A 24,521-nucleotide genomic window follows, 5' to 3' on the forward strand; every position below is an offset into this window, starting at 1 on the left:
TTTGCTTTCAACCTAATTTTAACAATTACTCTAGGACAAAATTATTAGGTTACTTCCAATTATAGAAATAATGGAATTTAAAAAATGCATATTTCACCTAATCATACTCTTTTAGCATAGTAATTTTCACGCTATTTTTTCACTAAATTTTTTATGAAAATAATTCCTTTTATTATCTCTAATAAATATTTTTCAAATTAAAAAATCTTCCCAACCCAATTTCTTTAAATATGTAGTAAAATAGTTCATAATTGTATAAAATGCTTATAAAGAGGTGTTATAAAGTGGATCCAAGACAAATAGAAGAAATTATGGAAGTCATTAAAGAATTTTTCCCTGAGAATACATCAATTGCTATTTCAGATACCAATGAGTATTTATATTACCAGCCAAGCAAAAAGGTAGACTTGAAAATCAAAGCAGGTGACCCGATCAAAGAAGGTTCTGCTGCGTACAAAGCGTTAACGTATGGTCAAAAAATCAATTCATACATTGAATCGGACGTATTCGGAGTTCCGTATTACGGAATGAGTATTCCTCTCATTGAAGAAGGTGAAACAAAAGGTGCTATTACAGCAATCTTCCCTCAAAAACCTTCTCCATTTTTAACAAATTATATCACAGTAAAAATTGATGACTGCTGGTATCCAATTAAACACAACCAAGTGATTTATTTGGAGACTCAATTGCGTAAAACATTTGTAAAAACGATGCACCGTGAAGGGTATCACCGCTTGAACTTAAGTGACCTAGAGTTATTTTTAGCTCCTGATTCGTTCATCCGCTGCCACCGTTCTTACATTGTAAATATCGATTATATCGATGAAATCCAACCAGATTCACACTCAACTTTCCTATTAATTATGAAAGACGGTACGCGTATTCCTGTAAGCCAACGCTATGCAAGCTACTTCCGCCGTTCTTTAGGATTCTAAAACATTTAAAAGCGACTCGTACATACACGAGTCGCTTTTTCATTTCCCCATTTAGTCTTTTGACCTATTTTCCTGACTTTAATTGTGCAAATTTGCTGAACAAATTCTACTCTACACTTCATAACCAATCTTTTTTATCTCTTTTTTACACTAAATTTCTCTATTATTCACCTTTTAAGCGCTTTTATGTTGGGCGTGAAGTAAATGTGACAATTTGATGATAATATTAGCATAAATGCCGGTTTACTACCTGGTAAAATACACAGAAAATTAAAAAAGTTTTCTGTTTATCAAACGATTAAATAACTTATTAGGGGAGGATTTATTAATGGATCCACGAGTTGAGAAACGTTTAGGTTTAAAACAATTAGTAGATAAAGTTGTATCTGCTGAAGAAGCTGCTGCTTTAATCCAAGATGGCACAGTTGTAGGGATGTCAGGATTTACTCGCGCAGGTGACGCTAAAGTTGTACCAATGGCATTAGTAGAGCGCGCTAAAAATGAAAAATTCAAAATTGATGTATATACAGGGGCTTCATTAGGTCCTGAAGTTGATAACTACCTAGCTGCTGCTGGCGTTATTAACAAACGCGGTCCTTTCCAAGGGGATGCGGTAATGCGCGGTTTAGTTAACAAAGACGAAATTTCTTATGTAGACGCACACCTTTCTCACAACGCTGAGTTAGTACGTCAAGGAATTATCGGTCCTATTAAACACTTAATTTTAGAAGCAGTTGCTATTACAGAAGATGGCTTAATTATTCCATCTAACTCTGTAGGTAACTCTCCTATCTTCGCTGAGTATGCAGAGAATATTATTATCGAATTAAATATCTCTCATCCAGAAGCATTGATCGGTATTCACGACATTTATGTTCCAGGTGAACAAGGTAAGCGTGACGCGATCCCAATGACAAATGCTGAGCAACGTATCGGTGAAATCGGTATTAAAGTTGATCCAGCTAAAATTAAAGCAATCGTTATTTCTGAAGAGCCAGACGCTCCTTCATTAATCGTTCCTCCAGATGAGGAAACACAAACAATGGCAAACATTTTATTAGACTTCTTCCGTTCTGAAATCAAAGCGGGTCGTTTAACAAATGAATTAATGCCATTACAATCAGGTGTAGGTTCTGTAGCAAACGCAGTATTAGACGGCTTTGCTGATGCAGAATTCGAAAACTTGGTAGTTGCTTCTGAAGTTTTACAAGATGCAGTATTCAACTTGATCGATGCTGGTAAAGTACGCTTTGCTGCTGCAACTTCTATTACACTTACAGAAGAATTACAGAAAAAAGTTTACGGCAACTTAGAAAAGTATGCTGATAAAATTTGCTTACGTCCTCAAGAAATCTCTAACCACCCAGAGCTTATCCGTCGTTTGGGCTTAATCTCAATCAACACTGCTCTTGAGTTAGATATTTATGGTAACGTAAACTCTACACACGTTTCAGGTACTAAAATGATGAACGGTATCGGCGGTTCTGGTGACTTCGCACGTAACGCTCGTCTTGGTATCTTCGTAACGAAATCATACGCAAAAGGCGGCGCGATTTCTTCAATCGTACCAATGGTTTCTCACGTAGACCATACTGAACACGATGTAGACGTAATTGTAACTGAACAAGGTATCGCTGATTTACGCGGACTTGCTCCAAAAGAGCGCGTAAAATTAATCATCGAAAACTGTGCTCACCCAGATTTCAAAGAGCAGTTATGGGATTACTATAACCGCGCTTACGAAGCAACTGGCGGCGCACACACTCCTCATATCTTAGAGGAAGCTCTATCTTGGCACGTTAACCTTGCTAAAAACAAAACAATGAAAAAAGAAACAGCTAACGCTTAATCTTTATATATGTTAAAGGGTTTGTCTGAAACGATTTATTAACGTTTCAAGACAAACCCTTTTTAATTGCTAACCACAAAAAACATAAAAAAAGGCGGCTAATTTCCCGCCTGCCTTGTTTTTATATAAAGGATCGGACTGCTTATGCACGTTTGTCCTGTTCATGGTTGTAATATTCCAGTGTTGTTTGACCGCCTTCTTCGACCATTTGGTTACCCTCTAAAGTATGGTCTGATACTTCTCCAGCTGTCGATGCAACTTCCTCCAGTGATTCTTTCTTGTAATCATCTTTCCCGACTGAAGCTGATTTCGCAACATTTGTATCCAAATCACCAGTTGATGATGGATGTGCATCTTCATTACTGTAACCAGCAGATTTGCCTTGAACTTTCTCCATCAAGCCCTGCACGCCACCGCTTTCGTTTACTTTTCCTTTTGCTTTATTCAAATAATCCATTGCTTTATCACGATTTTCCTTTTTACTTAAAAATGAAGCGGCACCCGCTAATAATCCTGCAACTACAACGCCTTTACCTTTTAATTTAGCCATAATAATATTACCTCCTATTTCGGAATTTAATTTCCCTTTTCATATAAATTAATATACCCTGCGAAATTCTTTTAAAACATTCGGTGTTATAGGATTAAAAACTACCTGAATTGGATAAATATATATAAATAAAAAAATAAAGGAGTGGTCACTATGTTCCACAACAAAGAAATTACATACAAAGGTACCGAAATCCTTTCGCTTCTCGGTGTTTCCGCAGTGGTTACAGCTCTGATTTCATTATTTGTAGGTTTTTAATTCACATGCTATTAAAACAAAATAAAGTTATAATTCCATAATAAAACACGATTTTCTAAAAAAAGAAAATCGTGTTTTTTGTATATTGCTATACTTTTACATCGTCATACGCATCGCTTTTTTGGAATGAAGAAACGACATATGAACAAAGGGCATTCATTTTGTAATTGTTTTCCCGTGCATAATCCGCAGCAGCATCTAAAAGCTTTTTGGCTACCCCTTGACCGCGCAGTACATCAGAAACATACGTATGATCCATATTCATGACACCATCACGTAAAAACCAGGTAATCTCAGCAACACGTTGACCGTCCTTTTGATATTCCAAAGCACCATAGTTGTTCCCTTTGTCTTTATAAATAAATTCCATATTTCTCCCTCCTTCTGTACTTCACAATATACCATAATTTGAATTTTCAATAAAAATAAAAGCACCCGAATTTATGAGTGCTTTCACTGAACGACTATTTTATTTGAACCAGGATGAAATGGTATTGATTAAATTATTGAAGAAGTTTTTGACGCTTTGCCAAAATCCTTCATCCTCTAATATCGCCCCGAACTTTTCATCGAATTTTGCCGTTAAATCCGAAAGCTGTGATGATAATTTACCGAAGTCGATATTTAAATTACTAATTCGGTTCATTAAATCCACTAAAAGCTGACGGTCTTTTTCACTTAAATTGATTTGCAGTTTGTTCAATTGTTCTTCAACAATTTGCTGAACTTCTTCTTTTGTTCCCGGTTTATTTTCTGCAATAGCTTTTTTAATTTCTGTTAATAATTCAGAAACTTGTGCATCTGAAACGCCTGCCGATTCAGCAATTGATGTAGCAACGGATAATTCGTCATTTGCAACATCTGTACGCTCGATATCTAATGTCTCACCTGTTTTTGCTTCATATGCTTTGTATATCCCGACTAATGCCGAGTGACCTGTTACCGGTTTTGGTGCAGCAATTTCCACAATCGCATCTTCAATACCTGCTGTTAACATGGCATTTGCATACATTTCCGATGTTACCTGTGTAATATTATCTGGTGTTACGATACTAATCGTAAGTCCTTTACCAGCATCTTGACGCGTAATTTTAGCAGATGAAAACATGCGTGAACTTGGGTTACTATCTTTTATATATTTAGCTAAATCCTGTCCTGAAATTGTAATTTCATCTACTTCTGATTCCTGATCTACACGTAAAGCAGTTTTCACTAATTCCTTTTCATCAGCAGATAAATTGCTTCCATAAACAACGATTGGTACACCGAGCTTTTCATTGATTGGATTTTTTTGTTCTGTAGTAGCCGCAGAAGCGCTCATTGGTAAAACGAAAGAAATCAATAAAGCGAATGCTGCGATGACTGCCATCCATTTTTGTCTCATTTGTATATCCCCCTTTGCGAATGTATATATTGTCCAACTTTGCTATACATTCTTTAAATAATACGAATAAAAAAAGTAAAAGGTTTCATATGTATTTCCCCTTTTACTTATATTTGTATCTAAACGATTTCTGTCCAGCCGTCTTTTTGCGTAATTTTGCGTGCTTTCATTAAAGTACCTAGTGCACGTTTAAACGAACCTTTACTCATATTGAACATTTCGGATATTTCCTCCGGTGTTGACTTATCGCCAAATGGCATCTTCCCACCGACACTTTCCAAATAGGCGAAGATTTTTTCCGCATCATCACCTAAACGCTCATGTTTTCGGGGTAAGAATGAGCCGTTCAACGAGCCATCTTCCTTCACATCAATAATGCGCACTTGCACTTCTTGTCCTAGACGTGGCTCAGCTTTCATTTCCGATTCGTGTACGAAAATACGATAAGGGTTTTCAACGCCTAATAAAAACGAACCTACCGGTAATAGACGGTATGGTCGAGCTGTAATGTTTTTATTGAACATATCTTCTGCTGCGCCTTCAAACATGTCATTAACCTTTTCTTCTGTAATTAAACGACCGAATAAATCCCCGTTGCGATCTGTTCGTAATGTAATATACAAATGATCTCCCGCTTCCGGCCACACTTCTTCAATTGCAGGTAAGTCTTCAGCACGCACTAATACTTCGCGGGAAGTACCAATATCACAGAAAGCCCCTTCTTTTGTCACTTTCAACACTCGTGCCCAACCATAATCCGCTTCTGTAATATGCGGAATGGCTGTCGTTGCCTGAAGGTCTCCACGACGGTCCGTATAAAGGAAAACTTTTAAAACATCGCCGATTGCAATTTCTTCTATTACATCTGATGCATTTAAAGGAATTTCCAACTCACCATTCGTTAAAATATAACGTGACCCTTGCTCTTCCAATACCGTTAATTCCACAACTTGTCCTGATTTTATTAATTGATTCATCATATTCTCCTTTTTCTAGTCAATCATTACATAATATGATTTGATTTCATTTCTTCCAGCTTCTTGGTCAATTGAGGCTCTTCTTCTAAAAGCTGGACCAGATCTGCAATGCGATCAATGGAATTCCAGCTCAAGTGATGTTCAATCCCTTCAACGTCTTCATATATACGTTCTTCATCAACCCCTATTAAACGCAAAAATTGTTCCAGCAAATCATGTCGCTGAACAAGTCTCTTTCCTAACTTTTGCCCTTTTGGCGTTAATGTTAAGCCTCTATATTTTTCATATATTAAATAGCCGTCTTTATCCAATTTCTGCACCATTTTTGTAACGGAGGAAGGTAGAACAGATAAAGCTTCAGCAATATCGGACACACGTGCATACCCTTTATGTTCAATTAGTAGATAAATTTGTTCAATGTGGTCCTCCATGCTAGGTGTTGGCATAGCTGTTCCCTCTCTTTCCAATTGCTTCTTTCAGTTTACTACAATTTCACGCAAAAAGTTAACTGAAAACAGTAAACGCTTAAATTACATTGGCTCATTCCATAACGATTCGGCTATCGCAAGACAGGAAGCAGGTTAGTCCGTCATTTCCGTGAATTACGGCTTATACAAACAGCTTCCTACGCTAAAAGGCATTAAAAGAAAAAGGCTATTGCAATTAGTATGCCCCTAATTGAATAACCTCTTCCTTTTACCTTTTATAAAACTTGCTCGTAACTGCTTATATACATAAAGAATGCATTGAATCATTTCTTATGGATGTTTAGGATATTGTTTAACAATGTGAAGGGCACGGATAATCTGTTTGTTGATTTCCTCAAGATTTTCCGGTGTGCTCATTTGTTTAAATACAGCATCTCTCGTTTCGTTTGAAGTAACATAACGAGCCGGCAATACATTTAAAACAATTGCATTCACATCCATCTCACATTGTTCACAATGACAAAATGTTTGATATTCAACGCCATGCAGCAGAAAACTTACAAGCCCTTTTACAATTTCTTCTGTTACATTTACTAATATAATACCTGACATTGTCATCTTTCGCCTCATTTATAAAACTGGATTCTCTTCTATAATCATATAACGCAAAGTAATTTAACTCAAACTTTTCGATTAGAATATGTGACTTTTTTACTTTTGAATTAAAAACTATACCTCTATATTTTAGCTTACTTTATAAATATCAGTATACTACTTTCTGCCTTTAGTAAACTCATCAAATTAAGCGCAAAAAAATGCATCCAGAAAGTAAAACACCCTTTTTCTCGTTGAGAAAAAGGGTGTTTTACTTCTATTCGGCTTTTAAAATTAACTCGTACTTCGTATTAATATCGCCATTAATATTTGTTTTATGGTAACGGCCGTATACCCAGTTTGAAACTTGGTTGTCGTACCATTTTGACTTCACATGTCCACTTTGTCCTGGACCGACAATGTGATGTGCTGTATTTAAATTATCCAAGTCTGCAACAAAACGCCACGATGCACCGTGATTTACATTTCCGCTGCCATCTTCGGAAGCTGCCTGTACGGTAACACTAGACCCGCCAACCGGCAGTTTTTCAGGGTTGACATAGTCCGCTAAAAAGTCCGACGCACTTGCTAATGGATGTTTAAATGTAAGCTGATTATAGCTGCCCCATTTCCATTTTGAAACGGATGTCCCGTATTTACCTTTAATCTTCGTTACAGCATCCTCGAAGGCAGTATATACGAATTTATCCAGTCCGCCTTCTTCTGTAATCCAGACACCCGAATTACCTGCATATGCATCACGCAGCATTTGGTCTGTAATTTGCGATTTGCCAGGCATTAATTTATACACATCTTCCGGCATTGCATCCTGGAACAATGCTTTTTCCATGTTTTCGATTAAGAAATGGTACACAAGTGGTGCGCCTTGGTCTTTGTCATCGTAATACTCCCATTCTTCCAGAAGCGTAATGACATTTTTGTACTTACCATCTTGATCTTGAGCTTTAATCGTTTCAAGCAAGTCTGGTAAAAATTCTACTGCATGCAAATTCTTCTTATCCATTTGCATACCTTTCATTTCCGCAACAGAAAGCTTTAATAATTCACCTGTTTCCTCATCATACATCGGTGTTTTAATCATCTCTACGATTCGCTCATATCGATAAGGCTGTGCCCAAAGATTCGAAATATGGTAAGGGTATTCCTCGCCTACCACTTGATTGTTCGCTGTTGCAATAAAGCCTTCTTCCGGATTAATAACCGTTGGCAGCTCATCAAATGGAATATAGCTTTCCCAGCCGTATTCCGAAGAGTTACCTGGTACCGGTAATGAACCTGTACCTTGTTTACGGATTGGTACTAGACCATTTGCTTTGTATGCAATTGTTCCATCAGTTGAAGCAAACACAAAGTTTTGTGCCGGTGCTTTAAAGTCTTCTAGTGCAACTTCGAACTCTTCCCAATTTGTCGCTTTATTGAAGCCTAGAACTGCTTTTAATTCCTGTGTTGATTGCAGTGCTGTCCACTGCATAGAGAATTGCTCTTTCATCTCAGTATCTTTCAGCATAATATTAGAGATGACTGGACCGTGGCGTGTCTCCACAACTTCAAAGTCAACCGTTTCACCGTCTTTTACTTTGATCGGCTCTTGTCGTACAGTTGCCTCTTCCCATTCACCGTCATACTCAAATTCATACGGGTTTTCCGGGTTTGGTGTTTCAATATATAAATCTTGCACATCCGGGTTTACATTCGTTACACCCCATGCAATCTCTTCGTTATGTCCAAGAATAATTCCAGGAATCCCTGCAAAAATGACACCACTAACATTTTGTTCAGGTGATTGCAGATGCATTTGATACCATACAGATGGCGTGCTTAATCCTAGATGCGGATCATCTGCAAGTAATGGTTTACCTGATTTTGTCAGGTCACCGCTTATAACCCAGTTATTACTGCCGTTATGTTCTGACGGCAAATAATCCGTTGGAATGGCGCTTGCAATATCCGTTTCAAGATTTAAATTTGCCTCAATAATTGATTGAGCGTTTTCAGGGTATTCTACAAATAATTCTTCAGCTTGTTCTTTTGTATAATTCTGCATTGCCCATGAACGGAAAGCCTGCTGATTCCAGTTTCCGCCTAAGTCATATGCCATGTATTTTCCGATTGTCAATGAATCAATCGGTGACCAAGCTTCAGGTGTATACCCAAGTAATTTGAATTCATATGAAAGTTTGCTTGTACCTTTTACTTCATCGATAAAAGCATTTACCCCATCCGCATACCATTCAAGAATTTGTTTTGACTGTGCATCATAGTCATCCCATGATAACTCTGCAGCCTGTCGTAAACTGAATGTACGGAAAAACTTATCTGTATTTACCGCAGATTCCCCTACTACCTCAGCTAAAGTACCACTTGCTTGACGGCGTGCCAAATCCATTTGGAATAAACGATCCTGTGCCTGGACATAGCCTTGAGCACGATAAAGATCTGCATCGGACTTGGCCACAATATGCGGTACTCCTACACCATCTCTCGTAACTTCCACATCATCATCTAAAATGGATACTGCAAGTTCACCTTCAATGACAGGTTTAGAATTGGATACGTATAAGTGCAATCCTGCTACCGCCGCACCACCTATAATAATTAAAATCCCGACTGCCCAAATGGCGATGTTTATAAATTTGCGCCATTTTGACTTTTTCGCCTGTTGTGCCATAAATTCCACCTCTTTTTTTCTCTTTTTCACAAAGCTTTAATATGCTGCAAAAGTTCTGTTTCTATTAGTCTATTCATCTTACACCGTTTTTAATTTTAATACGATAGGGCAATGATCGCTACCTAAAATTTCTGAATGTATGGATGCTTCCTCAACCTTATCTACAAGCCGGTCGGAGATGATAAAATAGTCAATGCGCCAGCCGATATTTCTTTCGCGTACTTTCGCCATATAACTCCACCATGTGAAGTGGTCGGTTAGGTCCGGATGGAAATGCCGAAACGAATCTGTAAAACCGCTTGCAAGCAAATCTGTCATTTTCCCGCGCTCTTCATATGTAAATCCGGAATTTCCGATATTGGATTTCACATTTTTAATATCCAATTCGCTATGTGCAACATTTAAATCTCCACAATAAATGACGGGCTTTTTCGCATCAAGTTCCTTCAAATAGAGTGCCATACGGTCTTCCCATTGCAACCGCTCTTCCAAACGAGTTAAATCCCTTTTGGCATTCGGTGTGTATGTATTCACTAAATAAAAATTTTCATATTCCAATGTAAGGATACGTCCTTCATCTGCCGCTATTTCATTTTCGATACCGTAATACACTGCTAACGGTTCATGTTTCGTAAAGACAGCTGTACCAGAGTAACCTTTTTTCACTGCCGAGTGCCAATATTGATAATATCCTTCCAGTTGAAGATCAATCTGTCCTACCTGGCATTTTGTTTCCTGGATACAGAAAAAGTCCGCATCCATTTCACGGAAATAATCCAAAAACCCTTTATTTACACATGCACGAATCCCATTTACATTCCACGAAATAAATTTCATCTATCCTACTCCCTTTATGTAACTCATATTAAAATTATCCATTAAAAAAAGAGAACCCGCGCTAAACTAGCACGAGTTGAAGTCATTTTATATCATCCAAGATTAGTCTTCACCGACAATTTTTACTTCCATTTCCAAGTCGATATCATACTTCTCTTTTACAACACGCTGTACCATTTGAATTGTATCAATATAATCCTTTGCCGTGGCATTGTTTTTATTGACGATAAATCCTGCATGCTTTGTAGAAACTTCTGCCCCTCCGACACCTTTACCTTGCAATTCACTATCCTGAATAAGCTTACCTGCAAAATAACCTGGCGGGCGCTTGAATACACTGCCTGCTGAAGGGTATTCAAGCGGCTGCTTCGATTCACGCTGGAATGTTAAATCGGCAATTTTCTCATCGATTTGCTTTTGATCACCATGTGCTAATTGGAACGTAGCAGACAGTACAAAATAGCCTTTTTTAGCAATGATGCTTTTACGGTAAGAAAGTTCTAGTTGCTCATTGTTCAACTCAAGAACCTCTCCTTCCGGTGTCAATACTTTACATGATGTGACGATGTCTTTAACTTCACCACCGTACGCACCTGCATTCATTGCCATTGCTCCGCCTATTGACCCTGGAATACCACATGCAAACTCAAAACCGGTTAAGCTTTGAGCTGCAACTTGTTTTGATACTTCTTTGATCAATGCCCCACTTTGAGCATAAACCGTTTCACCTTCAATGCGAATTTCGTCCAGTAAAGCAAAATGCAGGACGATACCACGTACCCCGCCATCACGTACAACCATATTGGAGCCGTTCCCCAGCATGAGTAGCGGTACATTATTTTCGTATGCATACTTAACGACTGCTGCTGCTTGCTCTTCAGTTTTCGGCAGTACTAAAATATCTGCCTTACCGCCAAGTTTTGTCATCGTATATTTTTTTAATGTTTCATTTTTTTTTATATTAGTTGAAGGAATCCATTGTAATAAATCATTTTCCCACTGTTGAATTGTCATAAAAAACATTTTCCTTTCCTGTAAAGCTGACGTACTTTTTAAGTATCTGTTTTTATAACGCTTTTTACAAGTAAAACAGCAAGATTTATAACCAAGTTTTTGCCCATATTTCAATTTCTCTCACAGTTTGTTCAAGTGAACGCCCTTTATCGGTTAAATTATACTCAACACGAACCGGTACTTCTGAAAACACTTTCCGTTCAACAATACCTTCTTTTTCGAGTTCCTTTAGTCGCTCCGACAGTAAGCGTCCACTAATCGGTAATGCAGCTTCGATTGCATTGAAACGTTGAGGCCCTTCCAACAATTGATAAATAATTAAAGCTGTCCAGCGTTTTCCTACAAGCTCCATTGCTTTTGACAGGCGCGGACATAGTGCTGATTCTTTCATTTTCTTCACCTCATATTCACTACTCTAAAACTAAATTTATTTAACTGCTACTTATTATATTACCACTTCTCATTAATTACGAAAAGTAAGTAGCTTACTGCCAAGTGACATTTTACCTTAAGACACGCTGTTATCCGACTAAAAAAAGAAGGGAGCCCACAACTTTGTGAGCAACCCTTCTCTACTATATGAATAATTAAATTAAGCTGTTACTTTTGCCAAGTTTTGCGCTGCAGCTTTTACTTTTTCTAAGCCATCAGCAATAATTTGTTCAGCACCAGCTGGATTCGAAGCATGACCTTCGATAATAACTTCATCAATTTTTTCCATACCATATACGCCGCCGATAACTGCATTAATGTAGTTTACAGACATTTCTGAAGCAGATGCTTGTGGTGTTGAGTAAATACCGCCGCGAGCGTTTAATACGATATATTTTTTGTCAGTCATTAAGCTTACTAATTGACCTTGTTCATTGTATTTGAATGAATAACCTGCGCCATAAGTGTAATCGATAAATGATTGTAATGCTGCTGGAATTGTTAAGTTCCATAATGGGAATGCAAATACTACTACATCTGCAGCTGTTAATGCTTCACGAGATTTATTGAAAGCAGCTAATGAACCTGCTTCGATTGCTGATAATTCTTCGCCTGCTTGTGCTTTACCGAATGCATTGAATAGTTCTTGGCCAAAATATGGCATATTTTCTTCAAATACATCAAAAGATGTTACGTTTAAACCTTCAACGTTCGCTACTTCCGCCATGAATGTTTCATACATTTTTGTTGATACGCCGTCCGGACGGTTATTTGCTTTTACTACTAATACGTTTGTCATTTTCATTTCTCCCTACTATTTCAATCTTATTTATTTTTTGAATATTTTTATCTTGTTTTAAAATATCTCAAATTCGAGGTACTTATATATAATAAAAGAACAACCTAAAAAAATCAATTAGATTGCCCTCATACTTTAGTCTGAATTCCTATTTCACTTTTATATAAAAATACGAATCTAGGTAAAATTTCCCGTTAACACCACGTGAACTCCTGTTAAATATCACAAGAATCGTCAGTACACGCAGCCCCGTCTACCCCTTGCATTTTCAAGGGCTTACGCAAACCACTTTCCTGCGCTGCCTTTTCGATTGTTTGTTCAAATACTTCCTGTGGCTGTGCACCTGAAATTCCATACTTATTATCAATGACAAAGAAAGGTACACCGCGTACACCAAGATTTTGAGCTACCGCAATATCCTGCTGTACCTGTTCCATATACTCATCGCTTTCAATAACTTGACGCGCTTTTTCTGCAGATAAGCCGACTTCTTTTGCCAATGTCAGCAATACATCAGTTTGCCCAATTGCTTCACCTTCTAAAAAGTAGGCTTTTAAAACGCGCTCTGTGAACTGCTGTTCTTTCCCTTCCGTTTCAGCCCATTTTGCTAAACGGTGCGCTTTTACAGTGTTTGCACTTTTCATATCATCAAAATTGTACTCAAGCCCAACTTCTTTGGCACGTGCTGTAACATTTGCTGTCATTTTCTTCACTTCATCTAATGAAATTTGATACTTTCGGGACAATTCTTCGTATACAGAGCTTGTTGTATCAACAGGTGTAGAAGGATCTAATAAATAGCTTTTATATGATACTTCAATCGCCTCTCCATACCCAAGTTCATCTAATGCGATTTCCAATTGTTTTTTGCCGATATAGCAAAAAGGACATACATAGTCGGACCATACTTCGATTTTCATGCTAATCACTCTCCTTGTCTTGTATTGTAGCGAGCAACAATACAAAAGTACAATGTTTGAAACTACCCCTCTGGCCCGGAAATATTTAATATGTGACAACTCCTGAATAAATCCTCGTCAAATGCCCAATGCTAAAAAATAAAAAGGTGATATTTTGAAACAATCGCTCTGGCTCCCAACACATTCAGATTTTGCTGCTCCTACCCTTCAAGAATCGATCAACTGCGACATATGCATAATCGGAGGCGGGATTAGTGGCATTTATACTGCCTATTCGCTTGCTAAAGAGGGGCTTAGTGTCGTTCTTATCGAAGCAATGCCTCAGTTTGCACAAGGAACAACCGGCTATTCGACTGGAAAATTGACAGTGCAGCATAACCTCATTTACTCAAAACTAAGTGAAGAAGACGGGAAAATTTACTACGAGGCGAATAAACGAGCTATTGAACAAGCCGCCTCCGAAAATAGCACAAGCTTTTCCCGCGCTACTTCCTATGTATATACAGCTACCCCACAAGGGAAAGAGCAGCTGTTAAATGAGGCGGAAAGCTATAAAAAAATCGGCATTCCCTTTGAAGCCACAAAAGAAATCGAGCTTTCGGTTCCTTTAGAACTTGCGCTCGGTATTAAAAATGAAGGTCAGATCAATCCAGTACAGTTCACAAATACGTATGTCCATTTAGCAAGAAAACATGGAGCTCAACTTTATTTAAATACGAGGGTTACAAAATTAGAGATGTCCAAAAATTGCCTCCATACAAGCAATGACCATACTGTGCATTATAAAAAGCTGATTTTATGCACACATTATCCGATTGAATCGATTCGTCAGCTTTATTCGATGAAGCTGCAAATTAAACGTTCTTACCTGACAGCAACTAAATATTCACAGCTGTTGGAAGGCCAATATTTAAGTATCGATGCGCAAAGCCGTACTATCAGAACAGCACTGATCGATAATCAGCCCTACTTCATCTACGGCGGACAATCACATACAGCCGGATCGACGAGCGATACAGACCCGTTTTACGAAACATTGCAGCATGAGCTAACAAAAGATTTTGAGCTTCCGCCATATGAATACGGATGGAGTGCTCAGGATGTTATGACTGCAGATCAAATCCCATATATTGGTCAACTTTCTCCAAGTGATGACAGTTTGTATATTGCAACGGGCTTCAACAAATGGGGACTTTCTTCTTCACTTGTTGCCGGAACATTGCTTACGGATCTTATTAAAAGAATTGCAAACCCTGCAACCGCATTATTCTCACCGAATCGTTCAAATTTCGGAAAGACTTTTTACTTTATGCTGCAAACAGGCGGGATGATTGGAAAAGAGCTTGTAAAAGGCTATATCGACAGACCGGATGCACCGAAATGTACACATCTTGGCTGTAAAACAAGGTGGAATGTTGCAGATGATACATGGGATTGCCCTTGCCACGGATCACGCTATAACGCAAAAGGCGAGGTTATTGAAGGCCCTGCCGTCTACCCGTTAAAAATGAAAAAACATACTAACATTAGTAGTACAAACCAAGGCCATGGTTTGTGCTACTATTTTTTTATAGTAGAAGTGAAGAAAAGCCGACCAGCCTCTGGGACCATTTGTGAGTCCGTATAAAAAACCGGCTAACTTCACGCCCTTATATGAATCAGTTTAGTATGTTGGGTCCAAAGAGATCGTGTATAAGAAAGTGGAATCGATAAGGTATTGTGAAGGCTTCTATGACTGGCTAAAAAGGAGAATGAAATCATGAAACATGTCATTGCGTTAGATGTTAGTAAAGGCAAAAGTTCGGTCGTTATTTATGATCGGTATCGAAAATGTGAGTTTGAAGGCGAATTAAATCACACACGAATTGACTTTGAGCGATTACACGAGCGTATCGAAGAAATGAAGAAACTAGATGGACAAGCTCCTGAAATTGTATTTGAAGCAACAGGCGTCTATTCCAAATCAGTAGAAGCGTTTTTCAAAAATCATGGCTATACATATAGTCGGATGAATCCACTTGAAGCGAATTTACAGATGGCGAAAATGCGACGCCATAAAACGGATGTAAGTGACGCACATGAACTAGCCAAAACGCATTTTAGATTGGAACGTGAAGCGACTTACGTTCAAGATGATTATTATGAACAGATGCGTGCACTTACACGCTATTATGATGAAATCGATGAGGAAATGATTTTACTAAAGAGTCGGATGCATGCGATTTTACATATGAGTTTTCCAGAGCTTGAAAAACTCATTACGCCAAGTTCCGCATTATTTTTAAATATCGTACAGCTTTACCCACACCCTACCCTTGTTTTGTCTCATTCAAAAACCGTCATAAAAAATCGGTTGAAGGCGAATACGAAAAAGAACCTTTCCCTTACTCGTGCAGAGAAAAAAGCCGTTGAACTAATGGAAGCAGCTCAAAATAGTTATCCGGCCATTAAGCCGACAGATGTAAGGTGTGATCAAGTAAAGGATTACGCAACTCGTATTGCAGAACTGAAGGAAAAGAAAGAGGCGCTTGTCCAACAGATGACGGAGCTATCAAAAGAACGTCAAGAATATATTGTATTACGCTCCATTCCTGGTGTGGGTGAAACAACAGCTTGTCGCTTGATTGGTGAAATCGGTGATATTCGCCGCTTCCGAAATGCAAAACAATTAAACGCCTACGCAGGGATCGATATCATGCGCTATCAATCCGGGAACACACAATATCGGGATCGTATCAATAAGCGTGGGAATAAACATTTGCGGAAAATTTTATATTTCATGATGCAAGGGATGCTTATGTTAAAAGAGAAACCAAATCATTTTGCGGATTACTATTATAAATTAAAAACGCAACCTCAGAGAAAGCCTCATAAGGTTGCGATCATCGCCTGTGTTAATAAGTTTCTGAAAGTGACATTTCAGTTATTAACACGAGGCATCCTTTACGATTATGAGTCCGCACTACCAGCTCAGAAATCGTAATAAAACGTAACTCCACTATATCATACAGACCTCTCGAAAAAAATAAAAATCGTTAGGTCTTTTTGGCATATAAAAATATAAGTGTAAAATAAAGAGAGAAACTATGCCCCTACACTTAAATCTAAAATAGCTACTAAAGTTGTAGAATACACTTGACTAATCGTAAGAAATGAGACTGGGACATAAGTAGAATAACCGATAAATAACAGGAAATCCTTTATTAAGAAACGGATATTTTGCAAAATTGATTGGAATGCAGGGCGACTCCTGCGGGAATAGCGTGACGCCTGAGACTACAGGCTCAGGCCACGCCCGCGGAAAGCGTCCCGGAATGGAAATCAATTTTAACACTCAGCAAAAAAATGCTATTTTTCTCTAAGAGAAAAATAGCATTTTCGGGTTATGTCCCAGCCTCATCATTTTTTATTTTAAGTTTTCAGTTAAAACGGGAACGATTTGTTTTTTACGTGATACAACGCCTGGTAAGCTGATGCGGCCATTGACAATTGTTGCACCGAAAGCTTTCGCAGCTTCTTCTGCAACTTGTCCAGCTGCAACTGCTGTTGAATCATTGTTTAAAATATCTGTTACGACAAAGAAGAATAAATCCAGGCCGTTATCAGCTATATTTTTGTTCAATAAGTTTTCAAGCTCTTCCTGGCGTCCAAGAACGTCTTCGATATCAACCGCATTTACTTGGGCAACCGTCGCTTTATACTCACCAAATTCAAACCCTTTTGCGTCCAATGATAATAAATCTTCCAATGATTTATCCGAAAGGTCCGCACCTGCTTTTAGCATAGCTAAACCGTATTGTGCAGCATCGACATTTGCAATAGCTTCCAGTTCTTCACCGGCCTTCACATCTTGCTCTGTACATGTAGGAGACTTGAATAGTAATGTATCCGAAATAATCGCAGAAAGCATTAAACCAGCAATATTAGCCGGAATTTCCACATTATTTTCTTTAAATAATTTATTTAAAATTGTTGCTGTACATCCTACAGGCTCCGCACGGAAATAAACCGGGTCAGCTGTTACAAAGTTTGCAATACGGTGATGGTCGATCACTTCCGAAATTTGTACTTCTTCGATTCCATCTGCTGATTGCTGGAACTCATTATGATCCACTAAAATTACTTTTGCGCCTTCATCTTTTACGTTAGCAATTAGACGTGGCGCTTCAAAATTGAATTTTTCTAGTGCATACTTTGTTTCGTTATTTAATTCTCCAAGGCGAACCGCTTCTGCATCTACACCTAATTGTTGTTTTAAATATGCATAAACAATTGCTGAAGTAATTGTATCTGTATCTGGGTTTTTATGTCCGAAAACTAATGTTTTACTCATGAGTGAGCCTCCTATTAAATGCTTTTCGCTCTTCATTTTAACATAACGTTCAGAAAGTGAAAAATAGAAGATTTACCAATCTCATTAAGCAAAAAGAAAACTGTCATGGCTATGAGGCAGCCATGACAGTTTTAGCTAATTGCTATTAAATTAGACATACCGACCGTGCTTTTTGCTTTTTTAGTATACTGCTCATATTGCTGCGGATCTTGGTTTACCATTGATTCTACTAAAATATTCAAAAGAGAGAAAATGGCAATTGTACATGTAACCCCAGATTCCTTTATATTTGGAACGATAAGTACAGGGTTAGCCGGTTCCGCTTGTGATTTGAGCTCTTCATTACGAATTGCAACAATTTTTGCATTTTTTCTTTTGGCAATTTCTACTGTTGTCGCCATATCTTCGTACTCTTCATCAAGTGATATTATGAAAAGCAATGAATCTTCATCCATATATGCCAGTTGTTGAGCAATTTTGTCTGCCTCATGGGGAATAAAATGAACATGGTTTCGTAACCGATTGACATTGCTGTACATCCAAAATGCAACTGGTGTCGACTGTCTGAAACCTAAAAAGTGGATTTTTTTCGCTGTATGTAGTAATTGTACAACTTCTTCAACATCCTGCTCTTTTAGCTGGTTGAAAGTTTTTGATATGTTGGCGATATCTTTTTTTACAATATCTGCTCCAATATGATTTCGGATTTTTTTAACAGGCATCGCTTGTTTATCTTCAGTTGATTCACCTTTTTCCATTAAATATCCCTTGAGTTTTTCCTGGAGCTCACTAAAACCGGCTAAATCCATTGAGTAGCAAAATCTGATGACAGTTGATTCACTTACATCTGCTAACCTTCCTACTTCGGAAGCGGTATGTGTCCCAACTATATTCGGATTATCCATAACAAACTGTGCAACTTTCCGCTGCCCCTTCGAAAGACGAATATACTTCTTTTTAATATTTTCACAAATAGTCAAATTCTCCATCTCCCTTTCCTATATTTTTTATTAAAATAACTTCTCACTCATTCATGTAACATTACGTGCACTAAATTCTTAATAATAAAAAATACATTATCATGAATAATAATAGAATTCAACGAGTTTTCTGAAAAAACTTTAGCATACTAAAGAATATAAAAGTTCGAGTAGGAAATTGACATAGATTTGTAAAATTTATAATTTAAAACTAAACATTTATTAAAAAAATGGTATATTGGTTTATTGGTTAGGTATTTTTTTCCAGTGTTTTTACAACAAAAAGGACCTGGGCTATTTTATTAGCACAGATCCCTATTCATTATTATAAAGTACATCAATTCTAATAATTTACTACTATAGTAGTTCCGTTTGCTTCGTTTCTTTTCCTAAGAAAATAACCGCTAGCACGCCTATGACGATCGCTACACAGAAAATCGCGAATATATAGCTGATATCAAAACCTTTTGTCAGTAGTGTCCCAACTAATAACGGACCAAAAATACCGCCAACACGACCTATTGCTGCGGCCATACCTGCACCTGTACCGCGTACAATTGCCGGATATTGCTCAGGTGTATACGCATATAAGGCTCCCCATGCTCCTAAGTTGAAGAATGAAAGCAACATACCTGAAATTAATAATACTTCGATTGTTTCTGCACTGCCGAATACATAGGCACTTGCTGCCGTACCTAATAAATATGTAACTAATACAAATTTGCGTCCAAACTTTTCAATGAACCAAGCAGCTGTAAAATAGCCTGGTAATTGGGCCAAAGTCATGATTAATACATATTTAAAACTTGATATTAAATCAAATCCTTTACCTACCATTACACTTGGTAACCATAAAAACATGCCGTAGTAAGAAAATACAACTGCAAACCATAAAATCCAAAGCATCAGTGTAGAACGGGCATATTTCTTCTCCCACAATGTTGCGATATTTTGCAACACCGAGCGTTTTTTCGATTCTTCTTTTACTCTGAACTGTGGAGAGTCCGGTAATTTCATTCTTATATAAATTGCATATAGTGCCGGTATTGCCGTAATTAATAAGGCAACGCGCCATCCTTCAATCGGCCAAAACTCAGCCGGTATAACGAAATAGGCAATCAGTGCGGCAATCAGCCAGCCACCAGCCCAAAAACTTTCAAGTAAAACAACCACTCTTCCGCGTTCCTCAGCTTTTACACTTTCAGATACAAGCGTGGATGCGACAGGTAATTCCCCGCCAAGCCCCATACCAACAAAAAAGCGTAAAATTAAAAACAGTGTCAAAGTTGTTGTAAATGCGGATAAACCACTTGCAACGGAGAATATTATTAGTGTCCACATAAATATTTGTTTACGTCCAACTTTATCTGCGAGTGCACCAAAAAACAATGCACCAACTGCCATACCAATTGAGTTTACACTTGCAATCCAGCCCATTTGACTACTATTTAAACCCCAGTCAACTGCAAGCGCTGCAATGATAAAAGATAGTATTCCGACATCCATTGCATCGAACATCCATCCAACCCCTGCTATACGTAGAAGTTTATTACGTGATAGGGGCTTTTGATCCTTTGTTTCCACCGACATTACTTTTCCACCTTCCATGTGTCTTTACACTTGACTTAACAACGTTACTATCATACATTTATTTCTTAAAAGTGACAACATTTTTTTAACTTAACGAATTGTTCCGACAATTTAGCAATTCCTATTGAAATAAGGGACGCATAGGTATAAAATGTCTTGTATACAAAAACAAATGTTCATCTAGCGAGAACAGAAGGAGTTTATTATCTATGTGGAAAGGTCTTATCGAAGAATATAAACAGTACCTACCTGTTACTGAAAATACACCTGCATTATCACTAAATGAAGGAAATACACCACTGATTCCATTAGTAAATTTATCTAAGGAACTTGGAATTGAGTTATACGGAAAAATTGAAGGCGCTAACCCAACCGGTTCATTTAAAGACCGCGGGATGGTATTTGCTGTTGCCAAAGCTATCGAAGAAGGCTCTAAAGTTGTCATTTGCGCATCGACAGGCAATACATCTGCGGCAGCGGCGGCATATGCTGCTCGTGCAGGCATCCAGTCAATCGTTGTCATTCCTAAAGGCAAAGTAGCACTCGGTAAATTGGCACAAGCTTGCATGTATGGTGCAAAAATTATTGAAATTGACGGCAACTTTGATGATGCATTAAATATTGTGCGCAAAATCAGTGAAAATACTCCGATCGCACTTGTGAACTCTGTAAACCCATATCGTATTGAAGGTCAAAAAACAGCGGCTTTTGAAATTGTTGATCAACTAGGTCAAGCTCCTGATTACTTATGTATTCCTGTAGGGAACGCGGGGAATATTACAGCTTACTGGAAAGGCTTCAAAGAATATAATGAAGCAAAACAAAGTGGCCTTCCTAAAATGTACGGCTTTGAAGCAGAGGGTGCCGCTGCTATCGTGCAAGGAGCACCAATTGCAGACCCGGAAACAGTTGCAACAGCGATCCGTATCGGAAACCCTGCAAGCTGGAAGTTCGCTGAAACTGCCCGTGATGAGTCAGGCGGTTTAATTGATTCAGTAACAGATGATGAAATTTTAGATGCTTATAAACTAATTGCCAACAGAGAAGGGATCTTTGTTGAACCTGGTTCGGCAGCATCATTAGCTGGTGTCATTAAATCTGTAAAAGCAGGTAAAATTGCTGCTGGCAGTCGTGTTGTTACAGTGTTTACCGGAAACGGCTTAAAGGACCCAGATACAGCGATGAATGTTTCGACAGTAGACCTTGTCTCACTTCAAAATGATGAGCAGGAAATCCGTAATTACATCGAGGGCGTATTTAGTCTATGAGTAAGAAGTGGCAAATCAAAGTTCCTGGCAGTACAGCAAATTTAGGTCCTGGATTTGATTCCATCGGTCTTGGACTTTCACTTTATCTAACATTGGATGTCACATTACAAGACGAGTGGGAATTTGTGCATATTGGTGACAATGTGCCCTCTGATACGACAGTCGAAACACATTTAATTTATACGATAGCGCAGCAAGTGGCACAGCAATATCATGCCGTGCTGCCTCCATGTAAAATTGAAATGACGAGTGAGCTCCCGCTTGCACGTGGAATCGGCAGCAGTGCGGCTGCAATTGTCGGTGCTATAGAATTAGCCGATATTTTAGGAAATCTGAAATTATCGCAACAGGATAAACTGAATATTTCTTCTCAGATTGAAGGTCATCCTGATAATGCGACCGCTTCGGTTTTAGGCGGATTGACGATTTCTTCAATGGATGAAGCAGGAATTGTCGATACACTTCATATTCGGGAAATGGATGCAGCATTCGTTGTCTTCATTCCGAACGTTGAACTTAAAACTGCGGCATCACGTGGTGTTTTACCGGAACAGCTGCAGCGAAGTTATGCAGTGCGGGCAAGTGCCAATGCAAATATGCTCGCCGCTTCCCTTATTGCGAAGGATTATGTACGAATCGGGCGTTATATGGAAGCAGATCTTTTCCATGAGCCTTTCCGAGCAAATCTTATTCCTTCTTATAATGAGATTCGCGAAGCAGCAAAAAAAGCTGGCGCATATGGAACAGCTTTAAGCGGTGCTGGGCCAACTTTAATCTCGATGATTCCGTCCGCTATTTCCGAACAATTTGTCGCTTCAATGCAACAGCAATTCCCGGATCACCAAGTGGTAGCAACAACTGCATCACCATCGGGCTCAACTGTCACAGTTAATTAATTTACAAAGTTATAGATAACAAGCTCATAATGATAGTTAATGTACGTTATTCAATTTCGAATAGCGTACATTTTTTGTTTTTTTATATGTAATTTTGTCTTTTATGCATAATTCCCGTTAAATATGGGTATATTAATAAATCTACTGTTAGAAAGGGGTAATGTTTATGAAAATTGCAGTTATTGGGGCTGCGGGTAAGGCAGGGACTCATATATTACGAGAAGCAATCATGCGAAAGTTCGATGTGACAGCGATTGTAAAAAATAAAGCAACAGTCCAAGAAAATAATATTAATATCATTGAAAGCGACCTATTTAAATTAACAAAGGAACAAATCGCTCCTTTCGATATTTTAATTAATGCTTTTGCTCCACTACCAGGAGATGAACATTTACACGTCGATGCCGGTGAACATTTGATTTCTTTACTGGAAGGTACAGAAAAAAAATTATTTGTGATCGGTAGTTCGGGTTGCCTATTTGTTGACCGCGAAAAAACAGTTCGTCTTATGGATCTCGAGGATTATCCTGAAGACCTTGCTGTTGCAGCAAAGGCTCAACTGCAGAACTTGCGTGATTTGGAAGGCTCTTCAATTCACTGGTCCTTTGCTATCCCATCTGCTATGTTCGATTCGGATGGACCACGTACCGGCCATTACATTAAAGGTGAAGAGAAAATTTTAGTAAACTCACAATTTAACAGTTATATCAGTTATGCTGATTTTGCTGTCGCATTGCTTGATGAAATTGAAAAAAATGAATACCCGAATACAACATTTACTGTTGCATCTGAAAATGTAACAGCCGCATCATAATAGAAAAGCATTAAAGCCAGCATACTCCGTTAGGAGATGCTGGCTTTTTTGTGAAGTTATTAACTTAAGTTAACATTACTAAACTGATGGCCATCACTGCCATACCTGCTATTAATCCGTAAATAGAAGAATGGGCTTCATCGTACTTTTTGGCTGCCGGCAACAGCTCATCAATCGAAATAAATACCATAATCCCTGCAACACCAGCAAAAACAATACCGAACAATGTATCTGTCATAAATTGCATTAGTACTAAGTAGGCAATAAATGCACCGAGCGGCTCTGATAAACCAGAGGCGAACGACCATTTAAATGCCTTCATACGCTTCCCTGTTGCATAAAAAATTGGAATGGCTACCGCAATACCTTCCGGGATATTATGAATGGCTACCGCAATGGCAATCGCAACTCCGACATTCGGGTCTTGCAATACTGCCATGAAAGTCGCAATACCTTCCGGAAAGTTATGAATCCCGATTGCCAGCGCTGTAAATAATCCCATTTTCATGAGGCGGTCTGCTTCTACATCTTCATTCCCGATCAATTGAGCCTTTTGAACATCTTCTACAGATTTTACTTCATGCGGATTTTTCCCTTTCGGAATAAAGCGGTCGATTAGAGCAATGACAAGCATACCACCGAAAAAGCCGATGATTGTATACCAGTACCCAACTGTTTCCCCGTGAACATTTACTAATGCATCTTTTGCTTTTACAAAAATTTCAACAAGCGATACATAGATCATAACACCGGCCGAAAAACCTAATGCTACTGAAAGAAATCTCTTATTGGTACGCGTTGTAAAAAAAGCGATCAGGCTGCCAATACCAGTAGCAAGCCCTGCAAATAATGTTAAGCCCAGTGCTAATAATACATTCTCATCCATACTATTCTCCTTCTTTATAATTCTTTTCTCACATTATACGCACAAAGTTTCCTATGTGCAACTTTTTTCAATTAGGAAACATCTTATG

The 24,521-nt window shown here is 38.3% G+C and carries 23 protein-coding genes; 7 read left to right on the top strand and 16 right to left on the bottom strand.

Translation table 11 applies throughout. The features are described from left to right. The first annotated feature begins 284 nt into the window (after nt 1–284). Complete coding sequence (locus MKY71_RS16925) at nt 285–935, top strand: LytTR family DNA-binding domain-containing protein (RefSeq protein WP_339174070.1); 651 nt, start codon at nt 285–287, stop codon at nt 933–935. A 328-nt stretch (nt 936–1,263) separates the two neighbouring features. Further along, complete coding sequence (locus MKY71_RS16930) at nt 1,264–2,784, top strand: succinate CoA transferase (RefSeq protein WP_339174073.1); 1,521 nt, start codon at nt 1,264–1,266, stop codon at nt 2,782–2,784. 142 nt (nt 2,785–2,926) lie between these two features. Here the strand turns inward: MKY71_RS16930 and MKY71_RS16935 are convergent, their stop codons facing one another. From MKY71_RS16935 to MKY71_RS16990, 12 genes are all read right to left on the bottom strand, one after another. After that, a complete protein-coding gene (locus MKY71_RS16935; protein WP_339174076.1) occupies nt 2,927–3,334 on the bottom strand; it encodes a 3-oxoacyl-ACP reductase in 408 nt (135 codons plus the stop codon). Nucleotides 3,335–3,680: 346 nt separating this feature from the next. Next, the gene (locus MKY71_RS16940; RefSeq protein ID WP_340733428.1) at nt 3,681–3,962 is read right to left on the bottom strand and encodes a GNAT family N-acetyltransferase; all 282 of its coding nucleotides are present in this window, start codon (nt 3,960–3,962) and stop codon (nt 3,681–3,683) included. Between the two features lie 99 nt (nt 3,963–4,061). Further along, nucleotides 4,062–4,976, bottom strand: coding sequence for a DUF1002 domain-containing protein (locus MKY71_RS16945; protein ID WP_339174080.1), 915 nt, complete (start codon nt 4,974–4,976; stop codon nt 4,062–4,064). A gap of 119 nt (nt 4,977–5,095) precedes the next feature. After that, a complete protein-coding gene (locus MKY71_RS16950; protein WP_339174083.1) occupies nt 5,096–5,953 on the bottom strand; it encodes a CvfB family protein in 858 nt (285 codons plus the stop codon). Nucleotides 5,954–5,979: 26 nt separating this feature from the next. Continuing rightward, the gene (gene mntR / locus MKY71_RS16955; protein ID WP_340733429.1) at nt 5,980–6,399 is read right to left on the bottom strand and encodes a transcriptional regulator MntR; all 420 of its coding nucleotides are present in this window, start codon (nt 6,397–6,399) and stop codon (nt 5,980–5,982) included. Nucleotides 6,400–6,711: 312 nt separating this feature from the next. Further along, nucleotides 6,712–6,999: a late competence development ComFB family protein gene (locus MKY71_RS16960; protein WP_445265725.1), complete on the bottom strand. Its 288-nt coding sequence runs from the start codon at nt 6,997–6,999 to the stop codon at nt 6,712–6,714. Nucleotides 7,000–7,252: 253 nt separating this feature from the next. Then, nucleotides 7,253–9,664 carry a penicillin acylase family protein gene (locus MKY71_RS16965; protein ID WP_339174090.1) on the bottom strand — a complete coding sequence of 804 codons (2,412 nt, stop codon included), beginning with the start codon at nt 9,662–9,664 and terminating at the stop codon, nt 7,253–7,255. A gap of 78 nt (nt 9,665–9,742) precedes the next feature. Then, nucleotides 9,743–10,501: an exodeoxyribonuclease III gene (locus tag MKY71_RS16970; RefSeq protein ID WP_339196364.1), complete on the bottom strand. Its 759-nt coding sequence runs from the start codon at nt 10,499–10,501 to the stop codon at nt 9,743–9,745. Nucleotides 10,502–10,603: 102 nt separating this feature from the next. After that, nucleotides 10,604–11,515 (bottom strand): UDP-N-acetylmuramate dehydrogenase, encoded by a 912-nt coding sequence (gene murB, locus MKY71_RS16975; protein WP_339174095.1) that lies wholly within the window; start codon nt 11,513–11,515, stop codon nt 10,604–10,606. Between the two features lie 85 nt (nt 11,516–11,600). Continuing rightward, complete coding sequence (locus MKY71_RS16980; RefSeq protein ID WP_339174098.1) at nt 11,601–11,906, bottom strand: winged helix-turn-helix transcriptional regulator; 306 nt, start codon at nt 11,904–11,906, stop codon at nt 11,601–11,603. A gap of 201 nt (nt 11,907–12,107) precedes the next feature. Then, entirely contained in the window at nt 12,108–12,746 is a 639-nt protein-coding gene (locus MKY71_RS16985; RefSeq protein ID WP_339174101.1) for an FMN-dependent NADH-azoreductase, read from the bottom strand. A gap of 215 nt (nt 12,747–12,961) precedes the next feature. Next, nucleotides 12,962–13,666, bottom strand: coding sequence for a DsbA family oxidoreductase (locus tag MKY71_RS16990; RefSeq protein WP_339196366.1), 705 nt, complete (start codon nt 13,664–13,666; stop codon nt 12,962–12,964). A gap of 154 nt (nt 13,667–13,820) precedes the next feature. Here MKY71_RS16990 and MKY71_RS16995 point away from each other — a divergent pair, with 154 nt between their 5' ends. Beyond that, on the top strand, nt 13,821–15,293 hold the full coding sequence (locus MKY71_RS16995) for an FAD-dependent oxidoreductase (protein ID WP_340733430.1): 1,473 nt from the start codon (nt 13,821–13,823) through the stop codon (nt 15,291–15,293). Nucleotides 15,294–15,425: 132 nt separating this feature from the next. Further along, nucleotides 15,426–16,649: an IS110 family transposase gene (locus tag MKY71_RS17000; RefSeq protein ID WP_340732598.1), complete on the top strand. Its 1,224-nt coding sequence runs from the start codon at nt 15,426–15,428 to the stop codon at nt 16,647–16,649. 423 nt (nt 16,650–17,072) lie between these two features. Here the strand turns inward: MKY71_RS17000 and MKY71_RS17005 are convergent, their stop codons facing one another. The 3 genes from MKY71_RS17005 to MKY71_RS17015 form a co-directional block, all read right to left on the bottom strand. After that, complete coding sequence (locus MKY71_RS17005) at nt 17,073–17,999, bottom strand: manganese-dependent inorganic pyrophosphatase (RefSeq protein ID WP_340733432.1); 927 nt, start codon at nt 17,997–17,999, stop codon at nt 17,073–17,075. Nucleotides 18,000–18,130: 131 nt separating this feature from the next. Continuing rightward, entirely contained in the window at nt 18,131–18,979 is an 849-nt protein-coding gene (locus tag MKY71_RS17010) for a MurR/RpiR family transcriptional regulator (RefSeq protein WP_339174109.1), read from the bottom strand. A 357-nt stretch (nt 18,980–19,336) separates the two neighbouring features. Next, nucleotides 19,337–20,569 (bottom strand): MFS transporter, encoded by a 1,233-nt coding sequence (locus tag MKY71_RS17015; RefSeq protein WP_339174112.1) that lies wholly within the window; start codon nt 20,567–20,569, stop codon nt 19,337–19,339. A gap of 209 nt (nt 20,570–20,778) precedes the next feature. Here MKY71_RS17015 and thrC point away from each other — a divergent pair, with 209 nt between their 5' ends. From thrC to MKY71_RS17030, 3 genes are all read left to right on the top strand, one after another. Beyond that, nucleotides 20,779–21,837 carry a threonine synthase gene (gene thrC / locus MKY71_RS17020; protein WP_339174114.1) on the top strand — a complete coding sequence of 353 codons (1,059 nt, stop codon included), beginning with the start codon at nt 20,779–20,781 and terminating at the stop codon, nt 21,835–21,837. Next, entirely contained in the window at nt 21,834–22,733 is a 900-nt protein-coding gene (gene thrB / locus MKY71_RS17025; protein WP_339196381.1) for a homoserine kinase, read from the top strand. The genes thrC and thrB overlap by 4 nt, the downstream gene beginning before the upstream one ends. A 166-nt stretch (nt 22,734–22,899) precedes the next feature. Next, entirely contained in the window at nt 22,900–23,547 is a 648-nt protein-coding gene (locus MKY71_RS17030) for an NAD(P)-dependent oxidoreductase (RefSeq protein ID WP_340733434.1), read from the top strand. Between the two features lie 64 nt (nt 23,548–23,611). On the opposite strand, the gene zupT is transcribed toward MKY71_RS17030, so the two are convergent. Beyond that, entirely contained in the window at nt 23,612–24,433 is an 822-nt protein-coding gene (zupT, locus tag MKY71_RS17035) for a zinc transporter ZupT (protein WP_340733435.1), read from the bottom strand. Between the last annotated feature and the right edge of the window lie 88 nt (nt 24,434–24,521).

Source organism: Solibacillus sp. FSL W7-1324, assembly GCF_038008025.1.
GTDB lineage: Bacteria > Bacillota > Bacilli > Bacillales_A > Planococcaceae > Solibacillus.

Bases quoted from the DNA above. Each gene is read 5' to 3' on its own strand.
- MKY71_RS16930 (WP_339174073.1), top strand. From the start codon at position 1,264: ATGGATCCACGAGTTGAGAAACGTTTAGGTTTAAAACAATTAGTAGAT.
- MKY71_RS16935 (WP_339174076.1), bottom strand. From the start codon at position 3,334: ATGGCTAAATTAAAAGGTAAAGGCGTTGTAGTTGCAGGATTATTAGCG.
- MKY71_RS16940 (WP_340733428.1), bottom strand. From the start codon at position 3,962: ATGGAATTTATTTATAAAGACAAAGGGAACAACTATGGTGCTTTGGAA.
- MKY71_RS16945 (WP_339174080.1), bottom strand. From the start codon at position 4,976: ATGAGACAAAAATGGATGGCAGTCATCGCAGCATTCGCTTTATTGATT.
- MKY71_RS16950 (WP_339174083.1), bottom strand. From the start codon at position 5,953: ATGAATCAATTAATAAAATCAGGACAAGTTGTGGAATTAACGGTATTG.
- mntR (WP_340733429.1), bottom strand. From the start codon at position 6,399: ATGCCAACACCTAGCATGGAGGACCACATTGAACAAATTTATCTACTA.
- MKY71_RS16960 (WP_445265725.1), bottom strand. From the start codon at position 6,999: ATGACAATGTCAGGTATTATATTAGTAAATGTAACAGAAGAAATTGTA.
- MKY71_RS16965 (WP_339174090.1), bottom strand. From the start codon at position 9,664: ATGGCACAACAGGCGAAAAAGTCAAAATGGCGCAAATTTATAAACATC.
- MKY71_RS16970 (WP_339196364.1), bottom strand. From the start codon at position 10,501: ATGAAATTTATTTCGTGGAATGTAAATGGGATTCGTGCATGTGTAAAT.
- murB (WP_339174095.1), bottom strand. From the start codon at position 11,515: ATGACAATTCAACAGTGGGAAAATGATTTATTACAATGGATTCCTTCA.
- MKY71_RS16980 (WP_339174098.1), bottom strand. From the start codon at position 11,906: ATGAAAGAATCAGCACTATGTCCGCGCCTGTCAAAAGCAATGGAGCTT.
- MKY71_RS16985 (WP_339174101.1), bottom strand. From the start codon at position 12,746: ATGACAAACGTATTAGTAGTAAAAGCAAATAACCGTCCGGACGGCGTA.
- MKY71_RS16990 (WP_339196366.1), bottom strand. From the start codon at position 13,666: ATGAAAATCGAAGTATGGTCCGACTATGTATGTCCTTTTTGCTATATC.
- MKY71_RS17000 (WP_340732598.1), top strand. From the start codon at position 15,426: ATGAAACATGTCATTGCGTTAGATGTTAGTAAAGGCAAAAGTTCGGTC.
- MKY71_RS17005 (WP_340733432.1), bottom strand. From the start codon at position 17,999: ATGAGTAAAACATTAGTTTTCGGACATAAAAACCCAGATACAGATACA.
- MKY71_RS17015 (WP_339174112.1), bottom strand. From the start codon at position 20,569: ATGTCGGTGGAAACAAAGGATCAAAAGCCCCTATCACGTAATAAACTT.
- thrC (WP_339174114.1), top strand. From the start codon at position 20,779: ATGTGGAAAGGTCTTATCGAAGAATATAAACAGTACCTACCTGTTACT.
- thrB (WP_339196381.1), top strand. From the start codon at position 21,834: ATGAGTAAGAAGTGGCAAATCAAAGTTCCTGGCAGTACAGCAAATTTA.
- MKY71_RS17030 (WP_340733434.1), top strand. From the start codon at position 22,900: ATGAAAATTGCAGTTATTGGGGCTGCGGGTAAGGCAGGGACTCATATA.
- zupT (WP_340733435.1), bottom strand. From the start codon at position 24,433: ATGGATGAGAATGTATTATTAGCACTGGGCTTAACATTATTTGCAGGG.